This is a genomic window from Paenibacillus ginsengarvi, assembly GCF_003626695.1.
GTDB classification, from domain to species: domain Bacteria; phylum Bacillota; class Bacilli; order Paenibacillales; family NBRC-103111; genus Paenibacillus_AB; species Paenibacillus_AB ginsengarvi.
Window position 1 is genome coordinate 23853 of sequence record NZ_RBAH01000018.1, and the last position, 26120, is coordinate 49972.

A 26120-nucleotide genomic window follows, 5' to 3' on the forward strand; every position below is an offset into this window, starting at 1 on the left:
AAAAGGAGTCGACATTCGTGAGGGAACCGATCGCGGCACTGATCCGCAACATCCCGCTGTTTCAAGATTTGAGCGAGGAAGAGCTTCGCGGCATCTCCGATTTGTTTCGGGAGCGCAAGTACAGCAAGCATTCGATCGTGTTTTTTGAAGGGGATCCGGGCGAGGAACTGTTCATTATCAAGTCGGGAACCGTTAAAATATATAAAATCGACAACACGAAACAAATTACGCTGGCGCTATTTCGCAGCGGGGACTTCTTCGGGGAAATGTCGCTTATGCAAAAGGACGGAGTTCGTTCGGCCCATGCGGAAACGCTGGAGCCCAGCGTGTTTTATACGCTGAGGCGCACGACGTTTAATGAGTTTATGGTTCGCACGCCTTCTCTCTGCATGCGTTTGCTGGAGATGACGATGGACCGGCTGCGGGGGGCCAACGAGCAGATTCACGCCCTGACATTTCTCGACGTCCGCACGCGCATATTGAAAGCTGTGTTCCAGCTGTCCCAGGAATACGGCGAGTCCGAGACCGATAAGGTGCTCATCTCGATCAAGCTGACGCATCAGGAAATCGCCAACATGGTCGGAACCGTTCGCGAATCGGTAACGAAGGTGCTTCAGGAGCTGCAGGACGACCGGGTCATCTCGATTCGCAACAAACAGATCACGATCGAAAACATGGATGCGCTCAAGCGCAAAATGACATACATCAAATGAAAGGGATGCCGCTTTGGGGGCATCTTTTGTTTTTTGTAAACGCTCGCACGTTCGACAAATTTCGATTATAATTTTCAGTAACTATTATTTTAAGGATGTGGACGTTTATGGATGTTCAGCAGACGATCAAGCTGCAGATTATGAAGCGCAAAAACCTAGTTGTATTCATCGCATTGGCCATCACTTGTTTACTTGCTTCCTTAAGCGTAGTAACGCTTAAAGGAGGGGCAACCGGCACCAACTCGTGGATCGTGATCGGCCTGCTCGTCTCGCTGCTGGCCGTATTCGGCTTCCTCCATTTTACAAGCCGGGTTCCGTACCTTCTTCCTTACATAGCCATTGTCGGCAACGCAGTCATCTCTTTCGTCACGGGTTCGCAAAGCGAGTCGCTCAGCAATGTATTCGGCGTCTATTACGGCCTCATTCTCGCCTCGATCTATATGAGCGTATGGCCGACTGTCGTCAGTATAACGGTCAATACGGGGCTGCTCGCCTACTTCACGGTGACGCAGAACGAGGTCCCGGGCATTGCCGGAAATGAGTCTACCTTGTTCATCTACTACGTGCTTATTTGCGCACTGCTCATTACGCTGCTTGTAATCGCCACCCAGATGACCAAGAAGCTGGAGGAATTCGGCGCGGAGGCGGGGAGGCTGTTCACCCGGCAAAAGGAAGACCAGGAGCGGCTGCTCGGCAGCGCCTCGTCCGTTTCCGACAAGATGAGGCAGATCGCTCAAGCTAGCGAAGAAACGAACCGCGCCTTCGGCGAAATGAACACGGCGTTTCAGGAAATTGCGGGAGGAGCAGGCAGTCAGGTCGATTCGACTTTAGCTATCAACCGGGCGGTTCAAGAAACGGGGGGAATGATTAACGAGATGCTCGGCTCGCTCGCCGAGCTGAAACAAAAAGCGGACGGCGCGAGCCGGCACAGCGAGGAAGGCAGCGGCAAAATGGACACGATGTTCCGGAGCACAAACGATTTCCAGACAAGCATCTCCGCGATGTCGACGGAAATTGCCGCTTTGACCGAGACGCTCCAGGAGGTGACGGCTTTTAGTCAAGCGATTCAGCAAATCGCCCAGCAAACGAACCTGCTGTCGCTGAATGCCGGGATCGAGGCCGCGCGAGCGGGGGAAAGCGGCAGAGGCTTCGCCGTTGTGGCGCAAGAAATTCGCAAGCTCGCGGATATGAGCGGTAAATCGGCCGACGAAATATCGCAGAAGCTGGCTGCCATTTCGAAGCAGGCGGAGGCGACCAGCGACAGCATGAGAAGGATTGCGGAGCAGATGAACCATAACAGGGAGATTACGGTCGATGCCCGCGAATCGTTCCGTTACATTCAATCGGCGGTCGGCGAACTAAATGCGCTGGCGAGCGGATATTATACGATGATGGGCACCATTCGTACTGCGAGCGATTCGATTCAGGCTTCGACAGAGCATTTCGCCTCGGTCAGCGAGCAGTCGTCGGCGACGCTGCAGCAGCTGCTCGCCACGCTGGAAACGCTGCATAAGCAAAATGTGCAAATCCAGCAGCATATCCGGGAAACGGACAGCATCGCAGGGCGAATGGTGCAGGGCGAAGCGCTGTGATACACTAATGTGGAAAAAGGCGGCCGTGTGTTCAGCAGGCGTTCGGAAAACGAACAGGAGCGGACGGCCGCGCGTTCGATTCGAGGAGGGATAAGATGCAGTACCGAAGATTGGGCGGCTCGGGTTTGAAGGTAAGCGAGATCAGTTTGGGCAGTTGGCTGACGTATGGCGGTTATGTGGAGAAGCGGCAGGCGATGCAGACGATTCATTCCGCCTTTGATAGGGGCATCAACTTTTTCGATACGGCCAACATCTACATGCGAGGCGAGGCGGAGAAGGTAGTCGGGGAGGCGCTCGCCGGGTACCGCCGGGAGTCGTTCGTGCTGGCGACGAAGGTGTGGGGCCAGATGGGCGACGGTCCGAACGATCGGGGCTTGTCGCGCAAGCATATTATCGAGCAATGCGACGCCAGCCTGAAGCGGCTTGGCATGGACTATATCGACTTGTATTATTGCCACAGTCCGGACCCGTCTACACCGCTTGCAGAAACGCTTAGAGCGCTTGACGATCTGGTCCGCCAAGGCAAGGTGCTGTATGCGGGGGTCAGCAACTGGACGGCCGCCATGATGACGGAAGCCGTTCACATCGCGGACAGCAAGCTGCTGGACCGGATTGTGGCGAGCCAGCCGCCGTACAGCATGCTGAGGCGGGATATCGAAAAGGAGATCATTCCGACCGGCCTGAAGTACGGCATCGGTCAAGTCGTTTATTCTCCGCTGGCGCAAGGCGTGTTGTCGGGGAAATACAAGTCGTCCTCGGAAGTGCCCGGAGACAGCCGGGCGGCAAGCGAACGGGGCAAGCAATCGATCGCGAAATATTTGACCGATGCGAACCTGGTGAAAGTGGAAAAGCTGGCACAGATAGCGGATGGACTCGGGTTATCGCTGCCGCAGCTGGCATTGGCCTGGATTTTGAGGCAGCCTAACGTATCCAGCGCGATTATCGGGGCAAGCCGCCCGGAGCAGGTCGAGGAGAACGCGAAAGCTTCGGGCGTTATCATTCCCGATGACGCTCTCGCTGCAATCGAAAGCGCTCTTCAGTGAAGAAAAACATAGGGCCGGCTTCCCGATGAGGGAGACCGGCCATCCGGTTTTTACGACTCTGCGGAATCGGCTGCCGCTGCAGCGGCTTTGCCCCGCAATTTACGGAAGAAGTCGGTGAGCAGCGCCGCGCATCGCTCCCGAAGCACCCCGTCGATCAGCTCGGCCCTGTGATTGAAGCGGTCTTCCTGGATTAAATTCATTAGCGTCCCCGCGCAGCCGGCTTTCGGGTCCGGCGTGCCGTAAACGACCGTTTTGACGCGGGATTGCACGATCGCTCCGGCGCACATCGGACATGGCTCGAGCGTAACGTACAGCGTGCAGTCGAGCAATCTCCACGCGCCTAACGACTCGCTTGCCTCGCGAATGGCGATCATCTCGGCATGGGCCGTAGGATCAAGCGACGTTTCCCGCAAATTGTGGCCCCGGCCGATGATTTGGCCGTCCTTTACAATAACGGCGCCGATCGGCACCTCGCGAAGCGCTTCCGCTTTGGCTGCTTCCCGTATCGCCTCTTCCATCCACCGTTCGTGGTCGTTCATTGAAGATATCCTCTCCATAAGTTATTCCCATGTGCACAAGTGCGAACATTTATTCTGTTAACATGCTGTGGATAAATTTGTGGACAACTATCGGCTTTCTGTAGATAAAAGATTCCGAAGTGGGATAAACCCCTGCGAAAATAGCTTTCTCCTTATTGTAGGGGAACAGTCGTTTCGAATCAACAACCGCAGCAGAGAGTTGTTCATAGGGGCTCTGCAAGGCTTGCGCTGCAGGGCGGCTTTCGTTCGGTAATTTCGCCTCCAAGCATGAATAGGAGACTATACGGACGCTTTTTCTGCTTTCTTTTGCCGATGTGTCTTGTTCTGATGGCGTTAAAGGGAATGGCTAATGCGAATATTCAGATAATGTTGTTAACATGTGGATAACCTTTGGATATAATGAGGATAACAGGTGCATATTTGTTGATAACTTGTGAATATTGTGGATTGGAAGCGTTGCCGGTTGTTTTTTTATCCGCAGTCAAGGCCTATCGGCCCGGCTCTAGCCGTCATTGTATATCGTTCTGTCGTGCTATATAATGATGGGAGTATTCAGTTTGGAAGATGAGGAGTTGTCGCGTTTCATGGCATTGAAGGCAGGTATCGTCGGACTTCCCAACGTAGGGAAATCAACCTTGTTCAACGCAATTACCCAGGCGGGGGCCGAATCGGCCAATTACCCGTTTTGTACGATAGATCCGAATGTCGGCGTGGTGGAGGTGCCGGACGAAAGGCTGCAGAAGCTGGCCGATATCGTCGTGCCGAACCGCATCGTGCCGACCGCATTTGAATTTGTGGATATCGCCGGACTTGTAAAAGGCGCGAGCAAGGGCGAAGGGCTCGGCAACAAGTTTTTGGCGCATATCCGCGAGGTGGACGCGATCGTTCACGTTGTTCGCTGCTTCCAGGACGAGAACATTACGCACGTATCGGGCAAGGTTGATCCGATCAGCGATATCGAGACGATCAATCTCGAGCTGATTCTGGCCGACATCGAGTCGGTGGAGAAACGGATCGACCGTTCGCGCAAAAATATGAAGGGCGGCGACAAAAAGTACGCCCAGGAAGTCGAAGTGCTCGAAAAAATCAAAGAAGCGCTGTACGCGGACAATGCGGCCCGCAGCGTCGAGCTGACGGACGAAGAAAAGCTGATCGTTCGCGACCTGCACCTGCTGACAATGAAGCCGGTACTGTACGCGGCGAATGTAAGCGAAGCGGAAGCTGCGGGAGCGGGAGACAATCCGTATGTCGCGAAAGTTCGCGAATATGCGGCGACCCAAGGGGCCGAGGTCGTTCCGATCAGCGCCAAGGTGGAGTCGGAAATTGCGGAGCTGGAAGGCGAAGACAAAGAGCTGTTCTTGCAGGAGCTGGGGCTTCAGGAGTCGGGGCTGAATCGCCTCATCCGCGCGGCTTATAAGCTGCTTGGTCTGTACACGTATTTTACGGCGGGCGTGCAGGAAGTTCGGGCATGGACGATCCGCAAAGGGATGAAGGCGCCGCAAGCGGCGGGCGTCATTCATACCGATTTCGAACGCGGCTTTATTCGCGCCGAGGTGGTCGGTTATAACGATCTGATCACGAGCGGCTCGATGAACGCAGCGAAGGAAAAAGGCCAGCTTCGTTTGGAAGGCAAAGAATATACGGTGCAGGACGGGGACGTCATGCATTTCCGTTTTAACGTATAGGATTAGGGCAGGTTTAAAGGAACGGCATAATATGAAGACATAAGAAGGAGGTGACTGTAGCATGCTGGATCGGCTGCAGGCGTTGGCGGATCGGTATGAGAAGCTGAGCGAGCTGCTCTGTGATCCCGACGTCGTGAACGATTCGAAACGGCTTCGCGAATATTCGAAGGAGCAGTCGGGTCTGGAGGACGCTTACCAGGCGTATTCGGAATACAAAACGGTCGTGGAGCAGTACGAAGCGGCCAAAATCATGCAGGGCGAGAAGCTGGACGACGAAATGAAAGAGCTCGTCAAGCTGGAGCTCGACGAATTGGCCGAGCGCAAGGAAGCTCTTGAAGCTTCGATCCAAGTGCTGCTTCTGCCGAAAGATCCGAATGACGACAAGAACGTCATCGTCGAAATTCGGGGTGCGGCAGGCGGCGAGGAGGCCGCTCTGTTTGCCGGCGATTTGTACCGGATGTACAGCAGGTTCGCGGACTCCCAAGGATGGCGTACGGAAGTGCTCGATACGAGCTACAGCGACCTTGGGGGCTTCAAGGAAATTGTATTCATGATCAGCGGTCAAGGCGCTTATAGCAGGCTGAAGTACGAAAGCGGAGCGCACCGGGTACAGCGTATTCCGACGACTGAATCGGGCGGACGCATTCATACGTCAACTTCGACGGTAGCGGTCATGCCGGAGGCGGAAGAGATCGAGGTCGAGGTGAGCGAGAACGACATTCGGGTCGATACGTTTTGTTCCAGCGGTCCCGGCGGACAGTCGGTCAACACGACCAAATCGGCGGTGCGCATTACCCATCTGCCGACGGGAATCGTCGTATCGTGCCAGGACGGCAAGTCGCAAAATTCGAATAAGGACAAGGCGATGCAGGTGCTGCGGGCGCGCATTTACGACAAGTTGAAGCAGGAAGAGGATGCGAAGTATGCCGGCGAGCGGAAAAGCAAGGTCGGAACCGGGGATCGCAGCGAACGCATCCGCACGTACAATTTTCCGCAAAGCCGCATCACCGATCATCGGATCGGGCTTACGCTGCATAAGCTCGATCAGGTGCTGAACGGCGATCTGGAAGAGATCATTTCCGCGCTTACGCTGGAAGCCCAGTCCGAGCTGCTGGAAAAAGGAGAGTAACATCCGATGAACGACGGAGTTCAGGGAGCCGGAGGCGGACTGTCAGCGCATCGTGATGCGGAAACCAGAAACTGCCGGTCGTCGGGTACCGCCGGACTGCACAAAGGGACGGAGATGACGATTCGGGAAGCCTGTTTGCAGGCTTCTTCTTTTTTGACCGGCAATGGAGTGGAGGCAGGCGATGCTGCGGCATCGGCGGAATGGCTGCTCGAGCATTTGCTCGGCTGCTCCCGCAGCGAGCTGTTCATGCGCTGGAACGAGTCGTTTCCCGCTGAGCAATCCGAGCGGTGGAACGGGCTGCTGGAACGGAGGGCGGCAGGGGAGCCGGTGCAGTATATAATCGGCGAGCAGGAGTTTTACGGCTTGCCTTTCCGCGTTACGTCAGCCGTACTGATCCCCCGGCCGGAGACGGAGCTGCTGGTGGAGAAAGTGATGGAGCTGGGGCGTCGGAGGTGGCCAGAGGGAAGGCCGCTCGTCGCGGATATCGGCTGCGGAAGCGGAGCGATCCCGGTCACGCTTGCCGTAAAATGTTCCCCGTGGAACATAACGGCGAGCGATATTTCGCCGGAGGCGATTGAGGTCGCTCGCCGGAACGCGCTGCTGAACGGTGTCGGCGACAAGGTCGCGTTTTATCAAGGAGATCTGTTGGAAGTGTATATTCGGGAGCGGATTGCTATCGATATACTCGTCTCCAATCCGCCGTACATCGAGTCGGGCGACATTGCGTTTTTACAGCGGGAAGTACGGCTGCATGAACCGGTTTTGGCGCTGGACGGAGGAACGGACGGGCTTGATTTTTATCGCCGTATCGTTGGTCAGGTGGAGCTGCTGCCCTCGCCGCCGGCGCTGATCGGCTTTGAAGTAGGCCAAGGGCAAGCGCCGGCTGTCGCCGAGCTGCTTAGAATCGGCGGCCACTGGGACGAAATCATCGTCGTGCCGGATTTGGCCGGCATAGAGCGGCATGTAATAGGTTTGAAAAAAAATTAATAGATTGATAGGTTTAGCCCCTCCCTCGTCTGCCCATACTGGGTACCAAGAGGACGAAAGAGGGGTTTTCGATTATGGTGAAACGGCAATCATTCCGCTCTTATTGGTTTGTAGCTTTTGCAATTATCGTAATGATCACTTGTTGGGATTCGAACCGCACTCAAGCCGCGCTGCTCGATCCGGGTATTCCGGAACAGTCGATCCGGCTTCGCATATTGGCCAACTCCGACGCGCCGGAGGATCAGCTCGTGAAACGGGTGATCCGCGACGAGGTCATCCGGCAGATGAGCGAATGGGTGACTGAGCCTGACGGGATTGAGGCGGCTCGCGAGGCCGTTCAGGGCCATCTGCCCGAGCTGGAGGCGCTCGTAGGCAGCGTGCTCGAGATGAGCGGATACAACTATGACTATCAAGTCGAGCTTGGACAAGTTCCGTTCCCGACGAAAATATATGGCAGCAAAGTATACCCGGCAGGCGATTACGAGGCGCTGCGCATTACGCTCGGCAAAGGGGAAGGGCAAAACTGGTGGTGCGTCTTGTTCCCTCCGCTCTGCTTCGTGGATGGCAAAGCCGGCGTAGCGGTAGCGAAAAAAAGCGACGATTCGGCGGCCAAAGGAGCGGTTAAGGTTGCGGCCGCGAAGCAGCCAAGCAAGGACGCAGCGAGTACAGCGGTAACCGCACCGAATGACGGTGGAGACAACGGGCAGCAGGTGGAAATGAAGTTTTTCGTGTGGGAGCTTGTCGTAAAAATGGTCGGGTGGGTCAAAGAGATTCTGCACTGATACTATCATATGAGAGCCTAACTATGCGCCATACGACCTCGGGTCGTGGGCGCATTGCGCTGTGCAGGGACATATGGACGACGTGACAGTCCGCTGCCCGGCAGGCTATAATGGCAAAGACAAAAGGGACGGATGACGGGCTGTACTCGCGGCTACCCATCGATCCCGGATAAGCAAAGGGATGAACGAGCATGACGAAGTTGTGGAAAATAGAACCGGGGCAAGCGGCTCCGGATTATCGGGAGCTGGCGGAAGCTGGAGCGATGCTGGCGGCGGGCGGAACAGTAGCTTTTCCGACGGAGACGGTGTATGGACTGGGGGCGGATGCAACAAATACGGCTGCCGTGGAGGCGATCTTTACTGCCAAGGGCCGTCCGTCGGACAATCCGCTCATTGTTCATATTGCGAATATCGGGCAGCTTGACGAGCTCGTCCAGGAGACGGATGCCGTTTCGCGGCGTTTGATGGAAACGTTCTGGCCGGGGCCGCTAACCTTTGTGCTGCCGGTACGTCCGGGGGCGGTCTCGTCTAGGGTGACGGCAGGGCTGTCGACTGTAGCGGTTCGCATGCCCGACCACCCGGTTGCACTCGCGCTGATCGACTCAGCCGGGTGTCCCGTCGCGGCGCCAAGCGCGAATCGGTCCGGGCGGCCAAGCCCGACGACGGCGGGGCACGTGAGCGATGATCTCGCCGGTCGGATCGGCGGCATCGTCGACGGCGGCCAGACCGGAGTTGGCGTCGAGTCCACGGTCGTAGCCGTCGAAGCGGGCGGACGGCGCATACGTGTGCTGCGTCCGGGCGGCGTTACGGTAGCGGAGCTGAAGCAGGCTGTGCCAGAAGCGGACGTGACCGTGGAGACGGCGGCTGAAGAAGCGGAGGCTCCCCGCTCTCCGGGGATGAAGTACGCGCATTATGCGCCGCAAGGACGTCTGACGATCGTCCAGGGCGATGAGAAGGAACGGGTCTCGTGGGTGCTTCGGTCCCTCGGCGAAGCAAAAGCTGCCGGAGAACGAACCGGTGTTCTCACTGTGGCGGAGCATGTGGAGCTGTTCGAGGCCGATCTTGTTGTCGGTTGCGGCGGCATCGGCAGCATGGCCGGAGCCGCCCGCGATCTGTATGCCGCGCTGCGCCGGTTTGACGAAGCGGGAATTACGTACATTTTGGCCGAAGGGTACGAATCGACGGAGGGGATCGGACTGGCTGTTTTGAACAGGCTGAATAAGGCGGCCGGCCATCGAATTGTCCATATAAGCCAGGCCGATTGTTGAATGTTTCCGGGATTGTCCGCATATGTTGGTTAAGAACAAGCGGACATGGAGGAGATATCATGACAGCAGCCTCGGCTGAGACGGGACAACTTATCACGATAATCGTCATGGCCATAGCGCTCGGGATGGATGCTTTTTCTCTCGGAATCGGAATCGGGCTTCGGGGAATTCGGCTGCTGGATATACTGAAAATCAGTTTCGTTATCGGTTTGTTTCATGTCATCATGCCGCTGGCCGGCATGTTCATGGGCCATTACGTGGGCTCGCTGCTCGGAGACGTAGCGACGATTACGGGAGGAGCGCTGCTTATTCTGCTCGGGGCGCATATGATTTTCAGTTCCTTTAAAGGACCGGAGGTTCGTGCCTTCGATCACCGGACATTTTTGGGGCTGATCGTTTTCGCTCTGACCGTAAGTATCGATTCGATGTCGGTAGGCGTCTCTCTCGGTATCTTTGCAACCGATATCGCCTTTACGGTTCTTATGTTCGGCGGCTTCGGCGGTGTTATGTCGGTTTGCGGCCTCCTGCTCGGAAGACATGCGGGCTCTTGGATCGGCGATTATGGTGAAGCGGTAGGGGGCGTCATTTTGCTTGCGTTCGGAATCCGCTTTTTGATATAACCGTGGATGTGAGGTACAATAAGGGAAAAAGCGGGTTTGGCGATTACGGCGAGCGTAAGCCAGTATGGGCTCCTCGAGAATACGGGAGGTTCCGATGTACGAACGCATTTTATTTGTATGTACGGGCAACACATGCCGCAGTCCGATGGCGGAGGGGTTATTTCGCAAGCTGGCGGAGCGGGAAGGTTTAAAGATGGAGGTTCGATCGGCAGGCGTTGCCGCCTGGAACGGTTCGCCCATCTCCAAGCATTCCGCCGACATTTTGCAGGAGAAGGGCATTACGGATAAGCTGACGTCCAGCGCGGTGACGGAGGATACCGTGGCCTGGGCCGATCTTATCTTAACGATGACGATGGGACATAAACAGCAGCTCATCCGGCGTTATCCGGAAGCTGTCGACATAGCATATACGCTAAAAGAGTTCGCAGAGGACGATCCGGCTGTAACCGAAGCGATCGCGAGACGGCAAAAGCTTCACACCGAGCTGCAAATCAAGCAGGCGCTCGGCGAGCCGGTCACGAAGGCGGAGCAGGAAGAGCTGCAGCAGGCGGAAGCCGGGCTGCCGGGGTTCGATATCGCCGATCCGTATGGCGGCGACCGGCGTACGTATCAGCGAAGCGCCGACGAGATCGAAGCGTATTTGATGAAGCTGATTCGCAAGCTTTCGCAGATGTAATTGAGGTTTGCTGGCGTTGGTTTAAAGGGAACGCCCGGTTTGCATGTATCGTCTTTACAGCGCATATCGAATGCGTTATGATGGAACTATCAATAACGACTCGATGTAACTGGCGACAAGTGGAGATTACCACAATGGAGCATCGAGGGAATCCGGCCGGTCGCCTGGGCAAAGAGCAGCAGCGTTTTCATGACGAGAACGCGTCTTGCTCTTTTTTCATTTCAAGGCGGGTATACTAAGCTCATTCCAGAACGGAGGGAAAGGAAATGAAAATTGCCATTGGTGCGGATCATGCCGGCTATCGCTTGAAGGACGATATCATCAAGGCGCTGGAAGCCGCAGGGCATGTATTGGAAGATTTCGGCTGCAACTGCTCCGATTCGATCGATTATCCCGACTATGCGATTCCGGTATGCGAGAAAGTGGCGTCCGGCGAGGCGGATCGCGGCATTCTCATTTGCGGAACGGGAATCGGCATGTCGATCGCCGCGAACAAAATCCCCGGCATCCGCTGCGCGCTCGTTCACGATTTGTTTTCGGCGAAGGCGACCCGGGAGCACAACAACTCGAACGTGCTTGCTATGGGAGAACGCGTTATCGGTCCGGGTCTTGCGCTCGAAATCGCCAAATTATGGACCGAAACGGAGTTTTCAGGCGGAGAGCGGCACCAGAACCGGATCGATAAAATAACAAAGCTGGAACATAAATATGCGGTGCATCCGTAACGACTCTTGGAAAGCTTCTTCGGAAAGGTGCGGATGGCGGTGAGCGATGGGTTCTATACGAGCTGGCGGGCACAAGCGGACGGCCAGGTGGGGTCTAGCGGCGGACAAGCGGCGGCAGGGGCAGATTCCGCGACCAAAGCGGATATGCCGGATTTGGGCCGAATCGGCTCCGATGTAGAGCAGGTGCTGCGCGAGCTGGTGGAAATCGGCAAAGTGGGTCCGGGACAAATTGTCGTCATCGGGACAAGCACCAGCGAGGTGCTCGGACGGCATATCGGCACGGCTGGAACGGAAGCGGTGGCGGAGCGGATCTACACTGCGGTGGAAGCCGTGCGCAAGGAAGCCGGGTTTTATCCGGCGTTTCAATGCTGCGAGCATTTGAACCGCGCGCTTGTTGTGAACCGGGAGCTGCTCGGCAAGTATCCGCTGCTGGAGGAGGTTGCTGTCGTTCCGGTGCGGAAGGCGGGCGGCTCGATGGCCGCTTACGCGTTCAAGCATTTTACCGATTCATGCGTTGTCGAGAACATTGCCGCCCATGCCGGGCTGGATATCGGCGATACCCTGATCGGTATGCATTTGCGGCGAGTTGCGGTACCGGCTCGTCCTTCGATCCGAACGATCGGCCATGCGCATGTCAATATGGCGTATACGCGTCCGAAGCTGATCGGCGGCGCGAGAGCCGTCTATTCTGCGGAAGCGGCCGGAGAGCAGGAGCATTGCGATTAAGCGCAGGCAAAAGCAAGCCGCATTACGGTGCGGGTGTATATATAAATCGAAAAAATCAAAAGCGGAGGAACCGATACTTATGGAACATTTACGCAAATCCGATCCGAAACTGGTGGAAGCTCTCGGTCTGGAACTGAACCGTCAACGCGACAAAATCGAGCTGATCGCATCCGAGAACTTCGTCAGCCAAGCTGTTCTGGAAGCGGCTGGAACTGTACTTACGAACAAATACGCCGAAGGTTATCCGGGCAAACGCTATTATGGCGGCTGCGAATATGTCGATATCGTGGAAGACATCGCTCGCGACCGGGCGAAGGAGCTGTTTGGCGCCGAGCATGTGAACGTGCAGCCGCACTCCGGCGCGCAAGCGAATCTAGCCGTTTACCTCGCCGCTTTGAAGCCGGGCGATACGGTGCTCGGCATGAACCTGGCGCATGGCGGCCATTTGACTCACGGCAGCCCGGTTAACGCCTCCGGCATTTTGTACAACTTCGTGGCATATGGCGTAAGAGAAACCGATTCGCGAATTGATTACGACGAAGTACGCAAAGCGGCATTCAAGCATCGTCCGCGGATGATCGTAGCCGGCGCTAGCGCTTATCCTCGCATAATCGATTTCGAAGCGCTCGCTGCGATCGCAAACGACATTGGCGCTATGCTCATGGTCGATATGGCGCACATCGCCGGTCTCGTAGCCGCAGGACTTCATCCGAATCCGGTGCCTTACGCGCACTTCGTAACGACGACGACGCACAAAACGCTCCGCGGTCCGCGCGGCGGCATGATCATGACCCGCAAAGCGTGGGGACCGGCGATCGACAAGGCCGTATTCCCGGGAACGCAAGGCGGTCCGCTTATGCATATTATCGCGGCCAAGGCGGTTGCCTTCGGCGAAGCGCTCCAGCCGGAATTCAAGACGTATGCGCAAAATGTAGTGAAAAACGCCAAAGCGCTGGCCGACGGCCTGCTCGCGGAAGGACTCGACCTCGTATCCGGCGGTACGGACAATCACCTGATGTTGGTTGACCTCCGCAGCATCAACATGACCGGCAAAGATGCCGAGCATCTGCTCGACGAAGTCGGCGTTACTTGCAACAAAAACGCGATTCCGTTCGACCCGAACAAGCCGATGCTTACGAGCGGCATCCGTCTGGGTACGCCTGCTGCGACTTCCCGCGGCATGGATGAAGCGGCTATGAAGACGATCGCCAAAATTATCGCGCTTACGCTCAAAAACCCGACCAACGAGTCGGCGCATAACGAAGCGCGCGGTTTGGTTAAAGACTTGACGGCTCAATTCCCCCTTTACCCGGGATTGGCATATTAAGCTGCACTAACGGAATAATATCGTAGCTTATCTTCCACTTTGTGGGGTTTAGTACGGGGCCGGCCATCTGTCCTTTCGGGACGGGTGACCGGCCCCCCTGCTTTCCAGCCAAAAACATTCGTGCAACGCGATAAGGACAATGATATAATATACAAGGTTCGCCTTCTGAAGGCGTTACCGCATGCAAGGAGCGTCCGCCTAAGACAAGCCCGGCGGATGTTGCCCGGGAGGAACGTTTATGAGCAAAGTTTTCGTGTGTGATCATCCGTTGATCCAGCACAAGCTAACTTACATTCGGGATAAAAACACGACTACGAAAGACTTTCGCGAACTGGTCGACGAAGTGGCCACCTTGATGGCTTACGAAATTACCCGCGATATTCCGTTGGAAAGCGTCGAAGTGGAGACGCCGGTCCAGAAGGCGGAAAGCAAAATCATATCCGGACGGATGCTCGGCCTTATTCCGATTTTGCGCGCCGGATTAGGCATGGTGGACGGTATATTGAAGCTGCTGCCCGCCGCTAAGGTAGGCCATGTCGGTTTATACCGGGACCCTGATACGCTGCAGCCGGTCGAATATTACGTGAAGCTGCCCACCGATGTGCAGGAACGGGAGCTGATCGTCATCGATCCGATGCTCGCCACCGGCGGGTCGGCCAATGCGGCCATCGATCTGCTGAAGAAGCGGAATTGCACCCAAATCAAGCTGATGTGCCTGATCGCAGCGCCGGAAGGCATCCGAGCGGTACAGGAGGCGCATCCGGACGTCGACATTTATGTAGCCGCAGTTGACGAATATTTGAACGATCACGGGTACATTGTGCCCGGACTCGGCGATGCCGGCGACCGGCTGTTTGGTACGAAGTAACGATTGGCTGAAGGAGAAGGAGACTAGAGCTATGAGCCGCATTCGCGTAATGACCATTTTCGGCACAAGGCCGGAAGCGATCAAAATGGCGCCGCTCGTTCTGGAATTGAACAAGCGCAGCGAGCAGATCGAATCGATTGTGTGCGTGACCGGGCAGCACCGGGAAATGCTCGATACGGTGCTGAATGTTTTCGACATCAAGCCCGACTACGATTTGAACGTGATGAAGGCCAGACAGACGCTTAACGAAATTACCGTCAGAGTGCTGCAAGGATTGGAGCCCGTCCTGAAGGAAGCAAAACCGGATATCGTTCTAGTGCATGGTGATACGATCACCTCCTTCCTGGCCAGCTTTGCCGGGTTCATGCAAAAGATCGCGATCGGCCACGTTGAAGCCGGACTTCGCACTTGGAACAAATATTCGCCATATCCGGAAGAAATGAACCGGCAGCTGACCGGCGTGCTCGCCGACATGCATTTCGCTCCGACCGACTGGTCGGCCGATAATTTGCGGCGGGAGAACAAGTCCGAGTCGACTATTTATGTAACCGGCAATACGATTACGGACTGCATGAACTATCTGGTGAAAGAAGATTATACGCATCCGATGCTGGACTGGGCGAAAGGCCGCCGGCTCGTGCTCGTTACGGCCCATCGTTCGGAGTCGCTCGGCGAGCCTCACCGCCGCGTGTTCCGGGCAATCAAGCGGATCGCCGACGAGTTCGACGATATCGCCATCGTCTACCCGGTTCATCTCAATCCGGCCGTGCAGGAGCCAGCTCGGGAAATTTTGGGGGGACATGAACGCATCCGGCTCATTGATCCGCTCGATGTAACCGATCTCTACAATTTTTACCCGCATACGCATCTGATTATGACCGACTCCGGGGGCATTCAGGAAGAAGCGCCTTCGTTCGGAGTGCCGGCGCTGGTGCTGCGCGATACGACGGAACGTCCGGAAGGCGTAGGTACTGGAGTACTGGAGCTGGTCGGCACAGACGAGGAGCTTATCTACGAACGGGCCAAGACGCTGCTGAGCGATAAGGCCGCCTATGAGAAGATGAGCAAGGCTGCGAATCCATACGGGGACGGCCGGGCTTCGGCACGCATCGTCGACGCGATTCTGCATCGTTTCGGAGCCTGCGACACGCCGCCGGAGCCGTATAAGATGTAATGTCGAAATAAAAGGGGGCAAACCAAACAGCGCAACTGTACGGTGTTTGGTTTGCAAAATCCGGGAGCCGTTGAACCACAAGAACTTTTTGCCTGTGCGTTCACACAATGTTTGATTTTATTTGAATTGACAAATACAACTTTACTTCGATAAAATAATTGAGGATTGACAGGATTTTTCGGAAACCTCTACGGGAGGGTTGGCGATGAGTCGACGAAAATCCGACGACAATCCATGGCGGGCAGCCGTGGTCGTCAGCGCTATGGGCGTGGATCTGGCTGTTTGTCTGGGAGCGGGTTATTGGATCGGGGCCTATGCGGACCGCAAATTCGAAACCGGACAGTTGTGGACATTAATCGGAATGCTGGCAGGCCTCATTATCGGAGCGATTGGCGTTGTTTACCTCATCAGATATTTCGCGGAGGACCAAAACGATAATGAATGATTTGTCTGCCCGTCTGAAAACCGCAACACGAGCTTCCTACCTGATGTTATGCATCTGTTTTCTGGGTTGGGCGATATTTCCGCAGTATAAGGGCGTATTCGCAGGGCTGGTAATTGGTATCGCTGCAAGCGTAATCAACTCGCTGCATCTGAGCTGGAAAATTTATCGGCTCACCGATCTGGCGCTGGGGAAGACGAGCCGCAAGACGACGCTCGGTTTTTTGACGCGCGCCTGTATTGTGCTGCTGGCGGTAATCGTGTCCACGCGAACGTTCCAATTCAACCTCATCGCCACCCTTGCGGGATTATTTTTCGTGCAGTTGGCAACACTCGTATTGGGTATTATTTCTACCGTAAGAGACAAGCAGTCTGAGCCTACCGTTGAAAGGGGGGAAAAAGAAAATGGATCATCTGAAACCGCTGATTCACCTTAATCTGTTCGGCAATGATGTCAGATTCGATTTGTCCGCGATCTTGATGATTGTCGTTACGAGCGTTATCGTGTTTATTTTGGCCCGGGCAGCGGTCCGTAAAGCTTCGGTTACCGATCCAGGCAAAATGCAAAACTTTATGGAGTGGGTTATCGAGTTTGTTGAAGGCATTATCGGCACCTCGATGGATATGAAAAAGGGTAAGGCATTTCTCAGTCTCGGCCTGACCTTGATCATGTTTATCTTCGTAGGGAACATGCTCGGTTTGCCTGCGGCGGTCGTCACGGAGCACCATCATCCTTCTTCGTTTTTGGGCAATGAGTTCGTCACTCAGCAGGATATCGATCATGCAGAGGCGGAGGCAACCCGCAAAGGAGAGGAGTTCCACGGCGCCGAAGTGCTCTGGTGGAAATCGCCGACCGCAGACGTGGGCGTTACGATGGCACTCGCTTTGATGGTGGTTGTGCTCACTCACTTTATGGGGATGACCCGGAACACACGGCATTATTGGAAGCACTACATTGATCCGAATCCGGCCTTCCTGCCGCTGAACTTGATCAAAGAAGTGTCCAAGCCGCTTTCGCTCGGTCTCCGTCTTTACGGGAACATTTTTGCGGGCGAAGTGATGATTTCGGTTATTATGGGTCTCGGTGTGGTAGGGATCCCGGCGTTAGTCGTTTGGCAAGGCTTCAGCATGTTCGTCGGTGCGATTCAATCGTTCGTCTTCGTTATGCTGACCATGGTTTACATGTCGCAAGCAATTGTGCATGAAGATCATTAAACCGCAGAATCAAAGTTTAAAACATAAAATTGAATTTAGGGAGGATTTTTTCAATGGGAGCTTTAGCATTGGTAGCAGCAGCAATCGTGTTTGGTCTTGGCGCAATGGGCGCCGGTATCGGTAACGGTTTGATCGTAGGACGTACGATCGAAGGCATTTCCCGTCAGCCTGAGCTTCGCGGTACGCTGCAAACGACGATGTTTATCGGGGTCGCACTGGTAGAAGCATTGCCGGTTATCACCCTCGTTCTTGCCTTTATCTTCTTGGGCAGAGCTTAATATCAAGCGCTCCATGGCGGGGATGGCCTTAGCCCTCCACGCCTTCGTTTTATCGTTCTTACATTGACGCATTCTCCATCGCTCAGAAAGGAGTGAGTTTCTTTTGGATATCGTATACTCTACGTTTTTTATTCAGCTAGCTGCGTTTCTGATCCTGTTTCTCCTGCTTCAAAAGTTCGCGTTTAAACCTTTGTTCGGCATTATGGAGAAACGGAAAGCACTCGTAAAGGAACAGCTGCAGACGGCCGAGCAAAACCGCACCGATGCCGCCAAGCTGCTGGAAGAACAGAAGCAAGCGATTCAAACTGCGCGCAAAGAAGCTTACGATATGATCGAACAGGCTAAAGTAACCAGCTCGAGACAGGCGGATGACATTATTCGCGTAGCGAAGGAAGAATCCGCACGCATTAAGGAAGAAGCGCTTAAGGATATCGAAAGCGAGAAGAACAAAGCGATCGCCACGCTGCGCAGCCAAGTTAGCGCGATGTCGGTAATGATTGCCTCCAAAATTATTGAGAAGCAGCTGGATGAGAAATCCCAGCAAGAGCTGATCAACCATTACCTGAATGAGGTAGGGGGCAAAGCATGAGCAAGGAGACGATCGTAGCGAAACGTTACGCCAAAGCGTTGTTCGAAGTTGCCCGGGAGCGCGGCCGGATTGCCGAGGTGGAGCAAGAACTCGGAGCAATCGCCGATGCTTTGAACGGCAACCCGGAGTACGTCAAATTGCTCGAGCACCCGAATATCAGCGCAGAGGATAAAGCAGCCATGCTGAAACAGGTTTTCGCGGCGAAAGTATCCGAAGAAGTGCTGAACACGCTTCAGTTGCTCGTGCAGCGGGGAAGAGAGTCCATTCTGCGTGAACTCGTATCCCAGTATTCACAAATCGCGAATGACGCTCTGGGACAAGCCCAAGCGAAAGTATATACGCCGCTTCCGCTGACGGAAGTGGAGTCGAACCAAATCGCGGTCGCCTTCGGTCAAGTGACGGGCAAACGCATCCGCATCGAGAATGTTGTCGATCGGAATCTGCTCGGCGGACTTCAAGTCCGTATCGGCGATCGGATGTATGACGGCAGCTTGTCCGGCAAGCTGAAACGTATCGAGAAGTCGCTAAATCAAGCTTAAAGCCAAATGTTAGGGGTGAGCTTCGTTGAGTAGTATCAGACCTGAAGAAATCAGCACGCTGCTTAAGCAGCAAATCGAACAATATAAATCGGATCTGGAAGTATACGATGTTGGTACTGTTATTTATATCGGTGACGGTATCGCGCGTGCGCACGGCCTGCAAAATTGTATGGCGGGCGAACTGCTTGAGTTCTCCAACGGCGTTATGGGCATGGCGCTCAACCTGGAGGAAGACAATGTAGGTATCGTTATCATGGGTCCTTACACGGACATTCGCGAAGGCGACCAAGTGAAGCGTACCGGCAAAATCATGCAGGTTCCCGTAGGCGAAGCTATGCTCGGACGCGTAGTCAATTCGCTCGGTCTGCCGGTTGACGGCAAAGGTCCTATCGCCACGACGGAATTCCGTCCGGTAGAATCGCAAGCTCCGGGCGTTATCGACCGGAAATCGGTTCATGAGCCGATGCAAACGGGTATTAAAGCGATCGACGCGATGGTTCCGATCGGCCGCGGTCAGCGGGAGCTCATTATCGGCGACCGTCAAACAGGTAAAACCTCGATTGCGATCGACACGATCATCAACCAAAAAGGCAACGGCGTTCTCTGTATCTACGTTGCTATCGGTCAAAAGCAATCTACTGTAGCAAACGTTGTGGAAACGCTCCGCCGCAACGGCGCGCTGGATTACACGATCGTTGTAACCGCAGGCGCTTCCGAGCCTTCCCCGCTGCTCTTCCTGGCTCCTTACGCAGGCGTAGCAATGGGCGAGTACTTCATGTTCAACGGCAAGCACGCGCTCATCATTTATGATGACTTGACGAAGCAAGCAGCCGCATACCGCGAGCTTTCCTTGCTGCTCCGCCGTCCGCCGGGCCGCGAGGCTTACCCGGGCGACGTATTCTATTTGCACTCCCGTTTGCTGGAACGCGCAGCTAAGCTCAGCGACGCTCTTGGCGGCGGTTCCTTGACGGCTCTGCCGTTCATCGAAACGCAAGCGAGCGACGTCTCCGCGTACATTCCGACGAACGTTATCTCGATCACGGACGGACAGATCTTCCTAGAGTCCGACTTGTTCAACGCCGGTCAACGTCCGGCTATCAACGTAGGTATTTCCGTATCCCGCGTAGGCGGTTCCGCTCAGATCAAGGCGATGAAAAAGGTTGCTTCTTCCTTGAAGCTTGACCTGGCACAATACCGCGAGCTTGCTGCATTTGCGCAGTTCGGCTCCGACCTGGACAAGAGCACCCTGGCTCGTCTGAACCGCGGTCAGCGCACGCTGGAAATTTTGAAGCAGGGTAACAACCAACCGCTGCCGGTCGAGAAGCAGGTCGTCTCCATCTACACCGCGGTTAAAGGGTTCCTTGACGATATTCCGGTTCAAGACGTACTTCGTTTCGACAGCGAGTTCCTAGCTTATGTCGATGCTAACTATGGCGAAGTATACGCGAATATTCGCGATACGAAGGACTTGACCGCCGACAACGAGAAGAAGCTCGTTGAAGCGATCGAGAAATTCAAAAAAGGCTTTGCCGTATCGGCTTAAGACGATAAACGCCTGAGCGGCCGGTCGTCGCTCGGGGTGGTTCAATAGAAACGGGTAAGATACCCCCTTCAAACGATTTGAAGGGGTAGCTTACGCGGTATGCTCGGTTATGCTACGAAGTTAACTTTCCCCTCAGGAAAGTTCTAAGGTTATGCTTACGAAGTTAGCTTTTGCTCTGCAAAAGCTCTAAGGTGGTGAAAGCATGGCAAAAGGTATGCGCGAGGTCAAGCGTCAAATAAAAAGCACGCAAAACATGAAGCAAATCACCAAAGCGATGGAAATGGTCGCCGCTTCCAAGCTCAGAAGAGCGCAAGAAGCAGCTCAGGCGGCACGCCCGTATTCCGAGAAAATTCAGGAAGTCGTCTCCAATATCGCAGCCGGTACAAAAGGGATCAAAAATCCGATTTTGCTAGCACGCGACATTAAGAAGACCGGCTACTTGATCATCACGTCGGACCGCGGCTTGGCCGGCGGTTTCAACGCCAACCTCCTTCGCACTATGATTCAAACGATCCGCCAAAACCATAAGTCGCCAGACGAATATACAATCTTCGTCGTAGGCCGTAAAGGCCGCGATTTCCTGAAAAAGCGCAACTTCCCGATTATGGGCGAAGTAACCGGTCTATCGGATAGCCCGACTTTCGCCGATATTAAGACCCTTGCCTCCAAAGCGGTACAAAATTATGTGGATGGCCACTATGACGAATTGTATCTCGTATACAACAAGTTCCACAATGCCATTTCGCAAGAACCGACTTTGAACCGGATTCTTCCTCTGGAAGTAACGGGGAGTAAAGCGGTAGCCAACTACGAATACGAACCTTCGCCGGAAGAAGTGCTGGACGTGCTGCTTCCGAAATACGCGGAGACGCTTGTATTCAGCGCGTTGCTGGAGTCGAAGGCAGGCGAGTTTGGCGCCCGGATGAACGCGATGGGCAATGCGACACGGAATGCGACGGATTTTATCAGCCGCCTGACCATTGTTTACAACCGTGCGCGTCAAGCGTCCATTACGCAGGAAATTACTGAGATCGTGGCAGGCGCGAACGCACAAGGCTAATCTCGCGGCTCACGAGCCTGATGGTTAACGAAGCCAAGTCGGATGAGACTTGGATCATGTTTGATACAATAACTGCTCAAGAAGCGGAGCTTTTGTACGAAGGCTTCGGTAATTGCTTACGATGTGAGTTTTCTGAACGGAAAGCTCTTAGGAGGGAAATCAATGAACACAGGACGCGTATTGCAGGTAATGGGACCTGTCGTCGACATCGAGTTCGAAAAAGGGCACCTTCCTGAAATTTTGAACGCCGTCAAAATTCAGAGCAAATCGCAAAATGCGAATGAGCCTGAAATCAACCTGACGGTTGAAGTTGCCGTTCACTTGGGCGACAAAGTGGCTCGCTGCGTATCGATGTCTTCCACGGACGGTCTCGTTCGCGGCATGGATGCAGTCGACACGGGAAGCCCAATCAGCGTACCGGTAGGCAGCGTAACGCTGGGCCGCGTATTTAACGTACTCGGCGAAGCGATCGACAACGCAGGCGAAGTAAATGCCGAGCAAAAAAATCCGATCCACCGTCAAGCTCCGGCATTCGACGAGCTTTCGGTACAAGCGGAAGTTCTTGAAACCGGGATTAAAGTCGTTGACCTTCTCGCTCCTTACGCCAAAGGCGGTAAAATCGGTCTGTTCGGCGGTGCGGGCGTAGGTAAAACGGTATTGATCCAGGAGCTTATCAACAACATCGCGCAGGAGCACGGCGGTATTTCCGTTTTCGCGGGCGTAGGCGAAAGAACGCGTGAAGGAAACGACTTGTACCACGAGATGAAAGACTCCGGCGTTATTTCCAAAACGGCGATGGTATTCGGACAAATGAACGAACCGCCAGGAGCGCGTCTGCGCGTTGCTTTGACCGGTTTGACGATGGCCGAATATTTCCGCGATAACGAAGGCAAAGACGTTCTTTTGTTCGTCGACAACATTTTCCGCTTCACGCAAGCGGGTTCCGAAGTTTCTGCCCTTCTCGGCCGGATGCCTTCCGCGGTTGGTTACCAGCCGACGCTTGCTACGGAAATGGGTCAATTGCAAGAGCGGATCACATCCACCAAAAAAGGTTCCGTTACGTCGATTCAAGCGATCTACGTACCGGCGGACGACTACACCGACCCGGCTCCTGCAACGACTTTCGCCCACTTGGACGCAACGACCAACTTGGAGCGTAAAATTTCCGAAAAAGGGATCTACCCTGCCGTTGACCCGCTTGCTTCCAGCTCGCGGATTCTGCAGCCGGATATCGTAGGCGAAGAGCACTACAAAGTCGCTCAAGGCGTTAAGAAAATTCTTCAGCGCTATAAAGAGCTTCAAGATATTATCGCGATCCTTGGTATGGACGAGTTGTCCGACGACGATAAAGTGATCGTAATGCGCGCGCGCAAAATCGAGCGTTTCTTGTCCCAGGCGTTCCACGTTGCCGAGCAGTTCAACGGTTTCCCTGGACAATACGTGCCGGTTAAAGATACCGTCCGCAGCTTCAAGGAAATTTTGGAAGGCAAGCACGACGACCTTCCTGAAGCCGCGTTCCTGTTCGTCGGCACCATCGAAGAAGCGGTTGAAAAAGCGAAATCGATGCAATAAGCCGGATGACCGTGCCTTGCTGATGCCAAAGCTAGCGGCATCAGCATCGGCATACGATGAAGCTTTCGGGATCGGAAGCTCTCAGGAGGAATATGCGTGAGTACTTTTCTATTGGAAGTCGTTACTCCCGAGCGGAAAGTATACGCTCAGGATGTAAATATGGTTATCGTGAAAGGCATCAGCGGCGAATTGGGGATTCTTCCGAATCACATTCCGCTCGTTACTCCGCTTAAAATTGCCCCTATCATCATTAAAAAGGGCAATGCAACGGAGCTCATCGCCGTAAACGGCGGTTTTATGGAAGTTCGTAAAGAGAAAGTCGTCATTCTCGCTGAATCGGCCGAGTTTCCGGGCGACATCGATGTTGAGCGCGCGCGTGCGGCAAAAGAACGCGCTGAGCAGCGTCTTGGTGCAAAGCAGGACGAAGTCGATTTCCGCCGTGCGGAGCTTTCGCTGCAGCGTGCAATGAATCGTCTGGACACGGCATCGAAAAAATAAGCTTTAAGCAAGCAGAGGAGTTGTATCCTTTGCTTTTTTGTTTTGTGGAGCCTTTTTTTGGACGGAATAATCTTATGGACGGCGGGCAAAGCTTTTGTTACCATAGCAGTGGTCGAGAGTTTTGCTTACGGGCAAAAACTTCCGCTGCTTAGGGAAAGCATCCTTTGAATAGACGCCCATATCTGTTTTTGTTTACGTTAAGCAAAGCGGAGAAGAGATTCCGTGCCGGAAACCGATCGAGAGCTTTGCTTACCAACAAAAACTTCCGCTGCTCAGGGGAAGCATCCTTTGAATAGACGCCTATAACTGTTTTTGTTATAATTGTGTGGGTAATATTAGTAATTTTTTTGATGCTCCAAAGCATAATTTATAAATTCCAAGGAAAAGGCGGGAGGCGATGGAATGGCGATTTACAGCAACAACTACGTATTAGTAGCCATTTTTATTGCACTTGGCATTTTATTGCCGATTGTAGCGTTGACGCTGGGAAGATGGCTAAGACCGAGCAAGCCTACGGAAGAAAAGCAAACGACTTACGAAAGCGGTAACGAGGCCGTCGGCGAAAGTCATGTCCGGTTTAACATCCGTTACTATTTGTTTGCTTTGATGTTTGTCATTTTCGATGTAGAAACCGTTTTCCTTTATCCATGGGCGGTCGCCTATGACTTCCTGGGACTGTTCGCTTTGATCGAAATGCTTATTTTCGTCGCTCTGCTGGTCGTAGGACTACTTTATGCCTGGAAGAAGAAGGTGCTGCAATGGAGCTCAATCTAGAGTCGATATCGCCGGAAGAAAGACGGGAACTGGAGCGTAACGTATTTACGACTTCGCTGGATCAGATTAAAGCGTGGGCGCGCAGCAGCTCGCTGTGGCCGCTTACGTTTGGTTTGGCATGTTGTGCTATCGAGATGATGGGGACAGGCGGAGCGCACTATGACTTCGACCGGTTCGGAGTTATTTTTCGGACATCGCCGAGACAATCGGACGTCATGATCGTTGCCGGAACGGTGACGAAGAAAATGGCGCCCCTGCTTCGCCGCCTATACGAGCAAATGCCGGAGCCGAAATGGGTAGTTGCGATGGGCTCTTGCGCAACCGCAGGCGGGCCTTATATTAAGTCGTACTCGGTTGTCAAAGGCGTGGACCAGATCGTCCCCGTCGATATATACATCCCCGGCTGTCCGCCAAACCCGGCGGCGCTTATTTATGGGATCAACAAGCTGCAAGAAAAAATTCGCTATGAGGCAAAAACCGGGAAGCGGGTGACCAACTCTTGAGTGAGGAAAATAGCGAGCGCAAGCAAGAAAGCGTAACCACTCCCACTTCTGGGGAGAATAAGCAGGAATCCGGTTCGAAGGACGAAGCGGGTGCTAGCGATAATCCGGAGACGAAGCAGACGGACAATCCCCCTGCCGAAGGCGGAGCCTCTGCTCCGGTCGATCCGAAGAAGGAAGCAAGGGCGAAGGCGGCGGCAGAGCTGAGAGCAGCCCGAGCGGCGCGTGAGGCAGCCGGAGGCGAAGCGCCGGCGGAAGGAGCGGTCGATGCGGAGAAGGAAGCGAAGGCGAAGGCGGCAGCGGAGCTGAGAGCAGCCCGAGCAGCGCGTGCGGCAGCCGGAGGCGAAACGCCGACGGGAGCGGCCGATGCGGAGAAGGAAGCGAAGGCGAAGGCGGCAGCAGAGCTGAGAGCAGCCCGAGCAGCGCGTGAGGCAGCCGGGGGCGGAGCGCCAGCTGGAGCGTCCGATGCGGAGAAGGAAGCGAAGGCGAAGGCGGCAGCAGAGCTGAGAGCAGCCCGAGCAGCGCGTGAGGCAGCCGGGGGCGAAGCGCCGGCGGGAGCGGCCGATCCGGAGAGGGAAGCGAAGCTGAAGGCGGCGGCAGAGGCGAGAGCGGCCCGAGCGGCGGCGCGTGAAGCGGCCGGAGGCGAAGCGCCGGCGGGAGAGGCGGACGCGGAGAAGGAAGCGAAGGCGAAGGCAGCGGCGGAAGCCAGAGCGGCCCGGGCAGCGGCACGCGGGCAAAAAGCCGAAGAAGGAGCGGAGGCCGCTCCGAAGTTGCCTTCGCCGAACCAGCCGCGTCTGGATCGCATTGTCGAGCTGATCAAGCAGCACGTGGGCGACGATGCCGTGACCGAAGCCGTCATCAACGAACGGGACCGCGATTTGCCGACGTTGACGATTCTGAGTGAGCGCTGGCCGGAAGTGGCCCGTTTTGTGAAGGCGAACGAAGAGCTTGATTTGATTTATTTGAGCAATGTGACCGGCGTTGACTATGAAACGCATATGGAAACCGTTTATTATATCGGCTCGCTGAGCAAGAAGCATTTTTACGGCTTCAAAGTGAAAACGGACCGGGAAGCCGCTTCGATTCCGTCGGTCACCCCCGTATGGGAGACGGCCAATTGGAACGAACGGGAAATATTCGACTTGCTCGGCATCGATTTCCCGGGCCATCCGGATTTACGGCGCATCATGATGCCGGACGACTGGGTCGGTCATCCGCTTCGCAAAGACTACGAACCGATTGATCCGGAGGTGTAAC

General features: G+C 54.8%; 29 protein-coding genes and 1 riboswitch. Of the genes, 28 read left to right on the plus strand and 1 reads right to left on the minus strand.

What is annotated here, in order from left to right; all coding sequences use genetic code 11:
* Positions 1-17 precede the first annotated feature (17 nt).
* The 3 genes from D7M11_RS22290 (at position 18) to D7M11_RS22300 (ending at position 3348) form a co-directional block, all read left to right on the plus strand.
* On the plus strand, positions 18-713 hold the full coding sequence (locus tag D7M11_RS22290) for a Crp/Fnr family transcriptional regulator (protein WP_240041253.1): 696 nt from the start codon (positions 18-20) through the stop codon (positions 711-713).
* Between the two features lie 107 nt (positions 714-820).
* The gene (locus D7M11_RS22295; protein WP_158606778.1) at positions 821-2305 is read left to right on the plus strand and encodes a methyl-accepting chemotaxis protein; all 1485 of its coding nucleotides are present in this window, start codon (positions 821-823) and stop codon (positions 2303-2305) included.
* Between the two features lie 95 nt (positions 2306-2400).
* On the plus strand, positions 2401-3348 hold the full coding sequence (locus D7M11_RS22300; protein WP_120749477.1) for an aldo/keto reductase family protein: 948 nt from the start codon (positions 2401-2403) through the stop codon (positions 3346-3348).
* A 50-nt stretch (positions 3349-3398) separates the two neighbouring features.
* On the opposite strand, the gene tadA is transcribed toward D7M11_RS22300, so the two are convergent.
* Positions 3399-3887 (minus strand): tRNA adenosine(34) deaminase TadA, encoded by a 489-nt coding sequence (gene tadA / locus D7M11_RS22305; protein ID WP_240041254.1) that lies wholly within the window; start codon positions 3885-3887, stop codon positions 3399-3401.
* Positions 3888-4471: 584 nt separating this feature from the next.
* Between tadA and ychF the strand changes: the two genes are divergently transcribed.
* From ychF to D7M11_RS37790, 25 genes are all read left to right on the plus strand, one after another.
* Positions 4472-5572, plus strand: coding sequence for a redox-regulated ATPase YchF (gene ychF / locus D7M11_RS22310; RefSeq protein ID WP_120749479.1), 1101 nt, complete (start codon positions 4472-4474; stop codon positions 5570-5572).
* A 61-nt stretch (positions 5573-5633) separates the two neighbouring features.
* Positions 5634-6701, plus strand: coding sequence for a peptide chain release factor 1 (gene prfA, locus D7M11_RS22315; protein WP_120749480.1), 1068 nt, complete (start codon positions 5634-5636; stop codon positions 6699-6701).
* Between the two features lie 114 nt (positions 6702-6815).
* Positions 6816-7688 carry a peptide chain release factor N(5)-glutamine methyltransferase gene (gene prmC / locus D7M11_RS22320; RefSeq protein WP_120749600.1) on the plus strand — a complete coding sequence of 291 codons (873 nt, stop codon included), beginning with the start codon at positions 6816-6818 and terminating at the stop codon, positions 7686-7688.
* Positions 7689-7762: 74 nt separating this feature from the next.
* Entirely contained in the window at positions 7763-8470 is a 708-nt protein-coding gene (gene spoIIR, locus D7M11_RS22325) for a stage II sporulation protein R (RefSeq protein ID WP_120749481.1), read from the plus strand.
* Positions 8471-8661: 191 nt separating this feature from the next.
* A complete protein-coding gene (locus D7M11_RS22330; RefSeq protein ID WP_120749482.1) occupies positions 8662-9738 on the plus strand; it encodes an L-threonylcarbamoyladenylate synthase in 1077 nt (358 codons plus the stop codon).
* Positions 9739-9797: 59 nt separating this feature from the next.
* Complete coding sequence (locus tag D7M11_RS22335) at positions 9798-10358, plus strand: manganese efflux pump MntP (RefSeq protein WP_120749483.1); 561 nt, start codon at positions 9798-9800, stop codon at positions 10356-10358.
* Positions 10359-10452: 94 nt separating this feature from the next.
* Positions 10453-11034: a low molecular weight protein arginine phosphatase gene (locus tag D7M11_RS22340; RefSeq protein ID WP_120749484.1), complete on the plus strand. Its 582-nt coding sequence runs from the start codon at positions 10453-10455 to the stop codon at positions 11032-11034.
* 95 nt (positions 11035-11129) lie between these two features.
* A riboswitch (ZMP/ZTP riboswitch) is annotated at positions 11130-11211 on the plus strand.
* An 89-nt stretch (positions 11212-11300) separates the two neighbouring features.
* The gene (rpiB, locus tag D7M11_RS22345; RefSeq protein ID WP_120749485.1) at positions 11301-11759 is read left to right on the plus strand and encodes a ribose 5-phosphate isomerase B; all 459 of its coding nucleotides are present in this window, start codon (positions 11301-11303) and stop codon (positions 11757-11759) included.
* 144 nt (positions 11760-11903) lie between these two features.
* Complete coding sequence (locus tag D7M11_RS22350) at positions 11904-12485, plus strand: TIGR01440 family protein (protein ID WP_120749601.1); 582 nt, start codon at positions 11904-11906, stop codon at positions 12483-12485.
* 79 nt (positions 12486-12564) lie between these two features.
* Positions 12565-13812 (plus strand): serine hydroxymethyltransferase, encoded by a 1248-nt coding sequence (glyA, locus tag D7M11_RS22355; protein ID WP_120749486.1) that lies wholly within the window; start codon positions 12565-12567, stop codon positions 13810-13812.
* Between the two features lie 238 nt (positions 13813-14050).
* Positions 14051-14680 carry a uracil phosphoribosyltransferase gene (gene upp / locus D7M11_RS22360; protein WP_120749487.1) on the plus strand — a complete coding sequence of 210 codons (630 nt, stop codon included), beginning with the start codon at positions 14051-14053 and terminating at the stop codon, positions 14678-14680.
* A gap of 31 nt (positions 14681-14711) precedes the next feature.
* Positions 14712-15854: a non-hydrolyzing UDP-N-acetylglucosamine 2-epimerase gene (gene wecB, locus D7M11_RS22365; RefSeq protein ID WP_120749488.1), complete on the plus strand. Its 1143-nt coding sequence runs from the start codon at positions 14712-14714 to the stop codon at positions 15852-15854.
* A gap of 205 nt (positions 15855-16059) precedes the next feature.
* Positions 16060-16299: an AtpZ/AtpI family protein gene (locus D7M11_RS22370; RefSeq protein WP_120749489.1), complete on the plus strand. Its 240-nt coding sequence runs from the start codon at positions 16060-16062 to the stop codon at positions 16297-16299.
* Positions 16292-16732, plus strand: coding sequence for an ATP synthase subunit I (locus D7M11_RS22375; protein ID WP_120749490.1), 441 nt, complete (start codon positions 16292-16294; stop codon positions 16730-16732). The genes D7M11_RS22370 and D7M11_RS22375 overlap by 8 nt, the downstream gene beginning before the upstream one ends.
* Complete coding sequence (atpB, locus tag D7M11_RS22380; protein ID WP_120749491.1) at positions 16701-17510, plus strand: F0F1 ATP synthase subunit A; 810 nt, start codon at positions 16701-16703, stop codon at positions 17508-17510. The genes D7M11_RS22375 and atpB overlap by 32 nt, the downstream gene beginning before the upstream one ends.
* A 53-nt stretch (positions 17511-17563) precedes the next feature.
* On the plus strand, positions 17564-17788 hold the full coding sequence (atpE, locus tag D7M11_RS22385) for a F0F1 ATP synthase subunit C (protein ID WP_120749492.1): 225 nt from the start codon (positions 17564-17566) through the stop codon (positions 17786-17788).
* Between the two features lie 103 nt (positions 17789-17891).
* Positions 17892-18377 carry a F0F1 ATP synthase subunit B gene (atpF, locus tag D7M11_RS22390; RefSeq protein ID WP_120749493.1) on the plus strand — a complete coding sequence of 162 codons (486 nt, stop codon included), beginning with the start codon at positions 17892-17894 and terminating at the stop codon, positions 18375-18377.
* The gene (locus D7M11_RS22395; protein ID WP_120749494.1) at positions 18374-18916 is read left to right on the plus strand and encodes a F0F1 ATP synthase subunit delta; all 543 of its coding nucleotides are present in this window, start codon (positions 18374-18376) and stop codon (positions 18914-18916) included. Before atpF ends, D7M11_RS22395 begins: the two co-directional genes overlap by 4 nt.
* 25 nt (positions 18917-18941) lie before the next feature.
* Complete coding sequence (atpA, locus tag D7M11_RS22400) at positions 18942-20459, plus strand: F0F1 ATP synthase subunit alpha (RefSeq protein ID WP_120749495.1); 1518 nt, start codon at positions 18942-18944, stop codon at positions 20457-20459.
* 202 nt (positions 20460-20661) lie between these two features.
* Positions 20662-21519, plus strand: coding sequence for an ATP synthase F1 subunit gamma (gene atpG, locus D7M11_RS22405; protein ID WP_120749496.1), 858 nt, complete (start codon positions 20662-20664; stop codon positions 21517-21519).
* A gap of 162 nt (positions 21520-21681) precedes the next feature.
* Entirely contained in the window at positions 21682-23091 is a 1410-nt protein-coding gene (atpD, locus tag D7M11_RS22410; RefSeq protein WP_120749497.1) for a F0F1 ATP synthase subunit beta, read from the plus strand.
* A gap of 96 nt (positions 23092-23187) precedes the next feature.
* Positions 23188-23589 carry a F0F1 ATP synthase subunit epsilon gene (locus tag D7M11_RS22415; RefSeq protein WP_120749498.1) on the plus strand — a complete coding sequence of 134 codons (402 nt, stop codon included), beginning with the start codon at positions 23188-23190 and terminating at the stop codon, positions 23587-23589.
* Between the two features lie 402 nt (positions 23590-23991).
* Positions 23992-24363 (plus strand): NADH-quinone oxidoreductase subunit A, encoded by a 372-nt coding sequence (locus D7M11_RS22420; RefSeq protein ID WP_193556259.1) that lies wholly within the window; start codon positions 23992-23994, stop codon positions 24361-24363.
* The gene (locus D7M11_RS22425; protein WP_120749499.1) at positions 24348-24866 is read left to right on the plus strand and encodes a NuoB/complex I 20 kDa subunit family protein; all 519 of its coding nucleotides are present in this window, start codon (positions 24348-24350) and stop codon (positions 24864-24866) included. Before D7M11_RS22420 ends, D7M11_RS22425 begins: the two co-directional genes overlap by 16 nt.
* On the plus strand, positions 24863-26119 hold the full coding sequence (locus D7M11_RS37790; protein WP_275671728.1) for an NADH-quinone oxidoreductase subunit C: 1257 nt from the start codon (positions 24863-24865) through the stop codon (positions 26117-26119). The genes D7M11_RS22425 and D7M11_RS37790 overlap by 4 nt, the downstream gene beginning before the upstream one ends.
* The last annotated feature ends 1 nt before the right edge of the window (position 26120 follow it).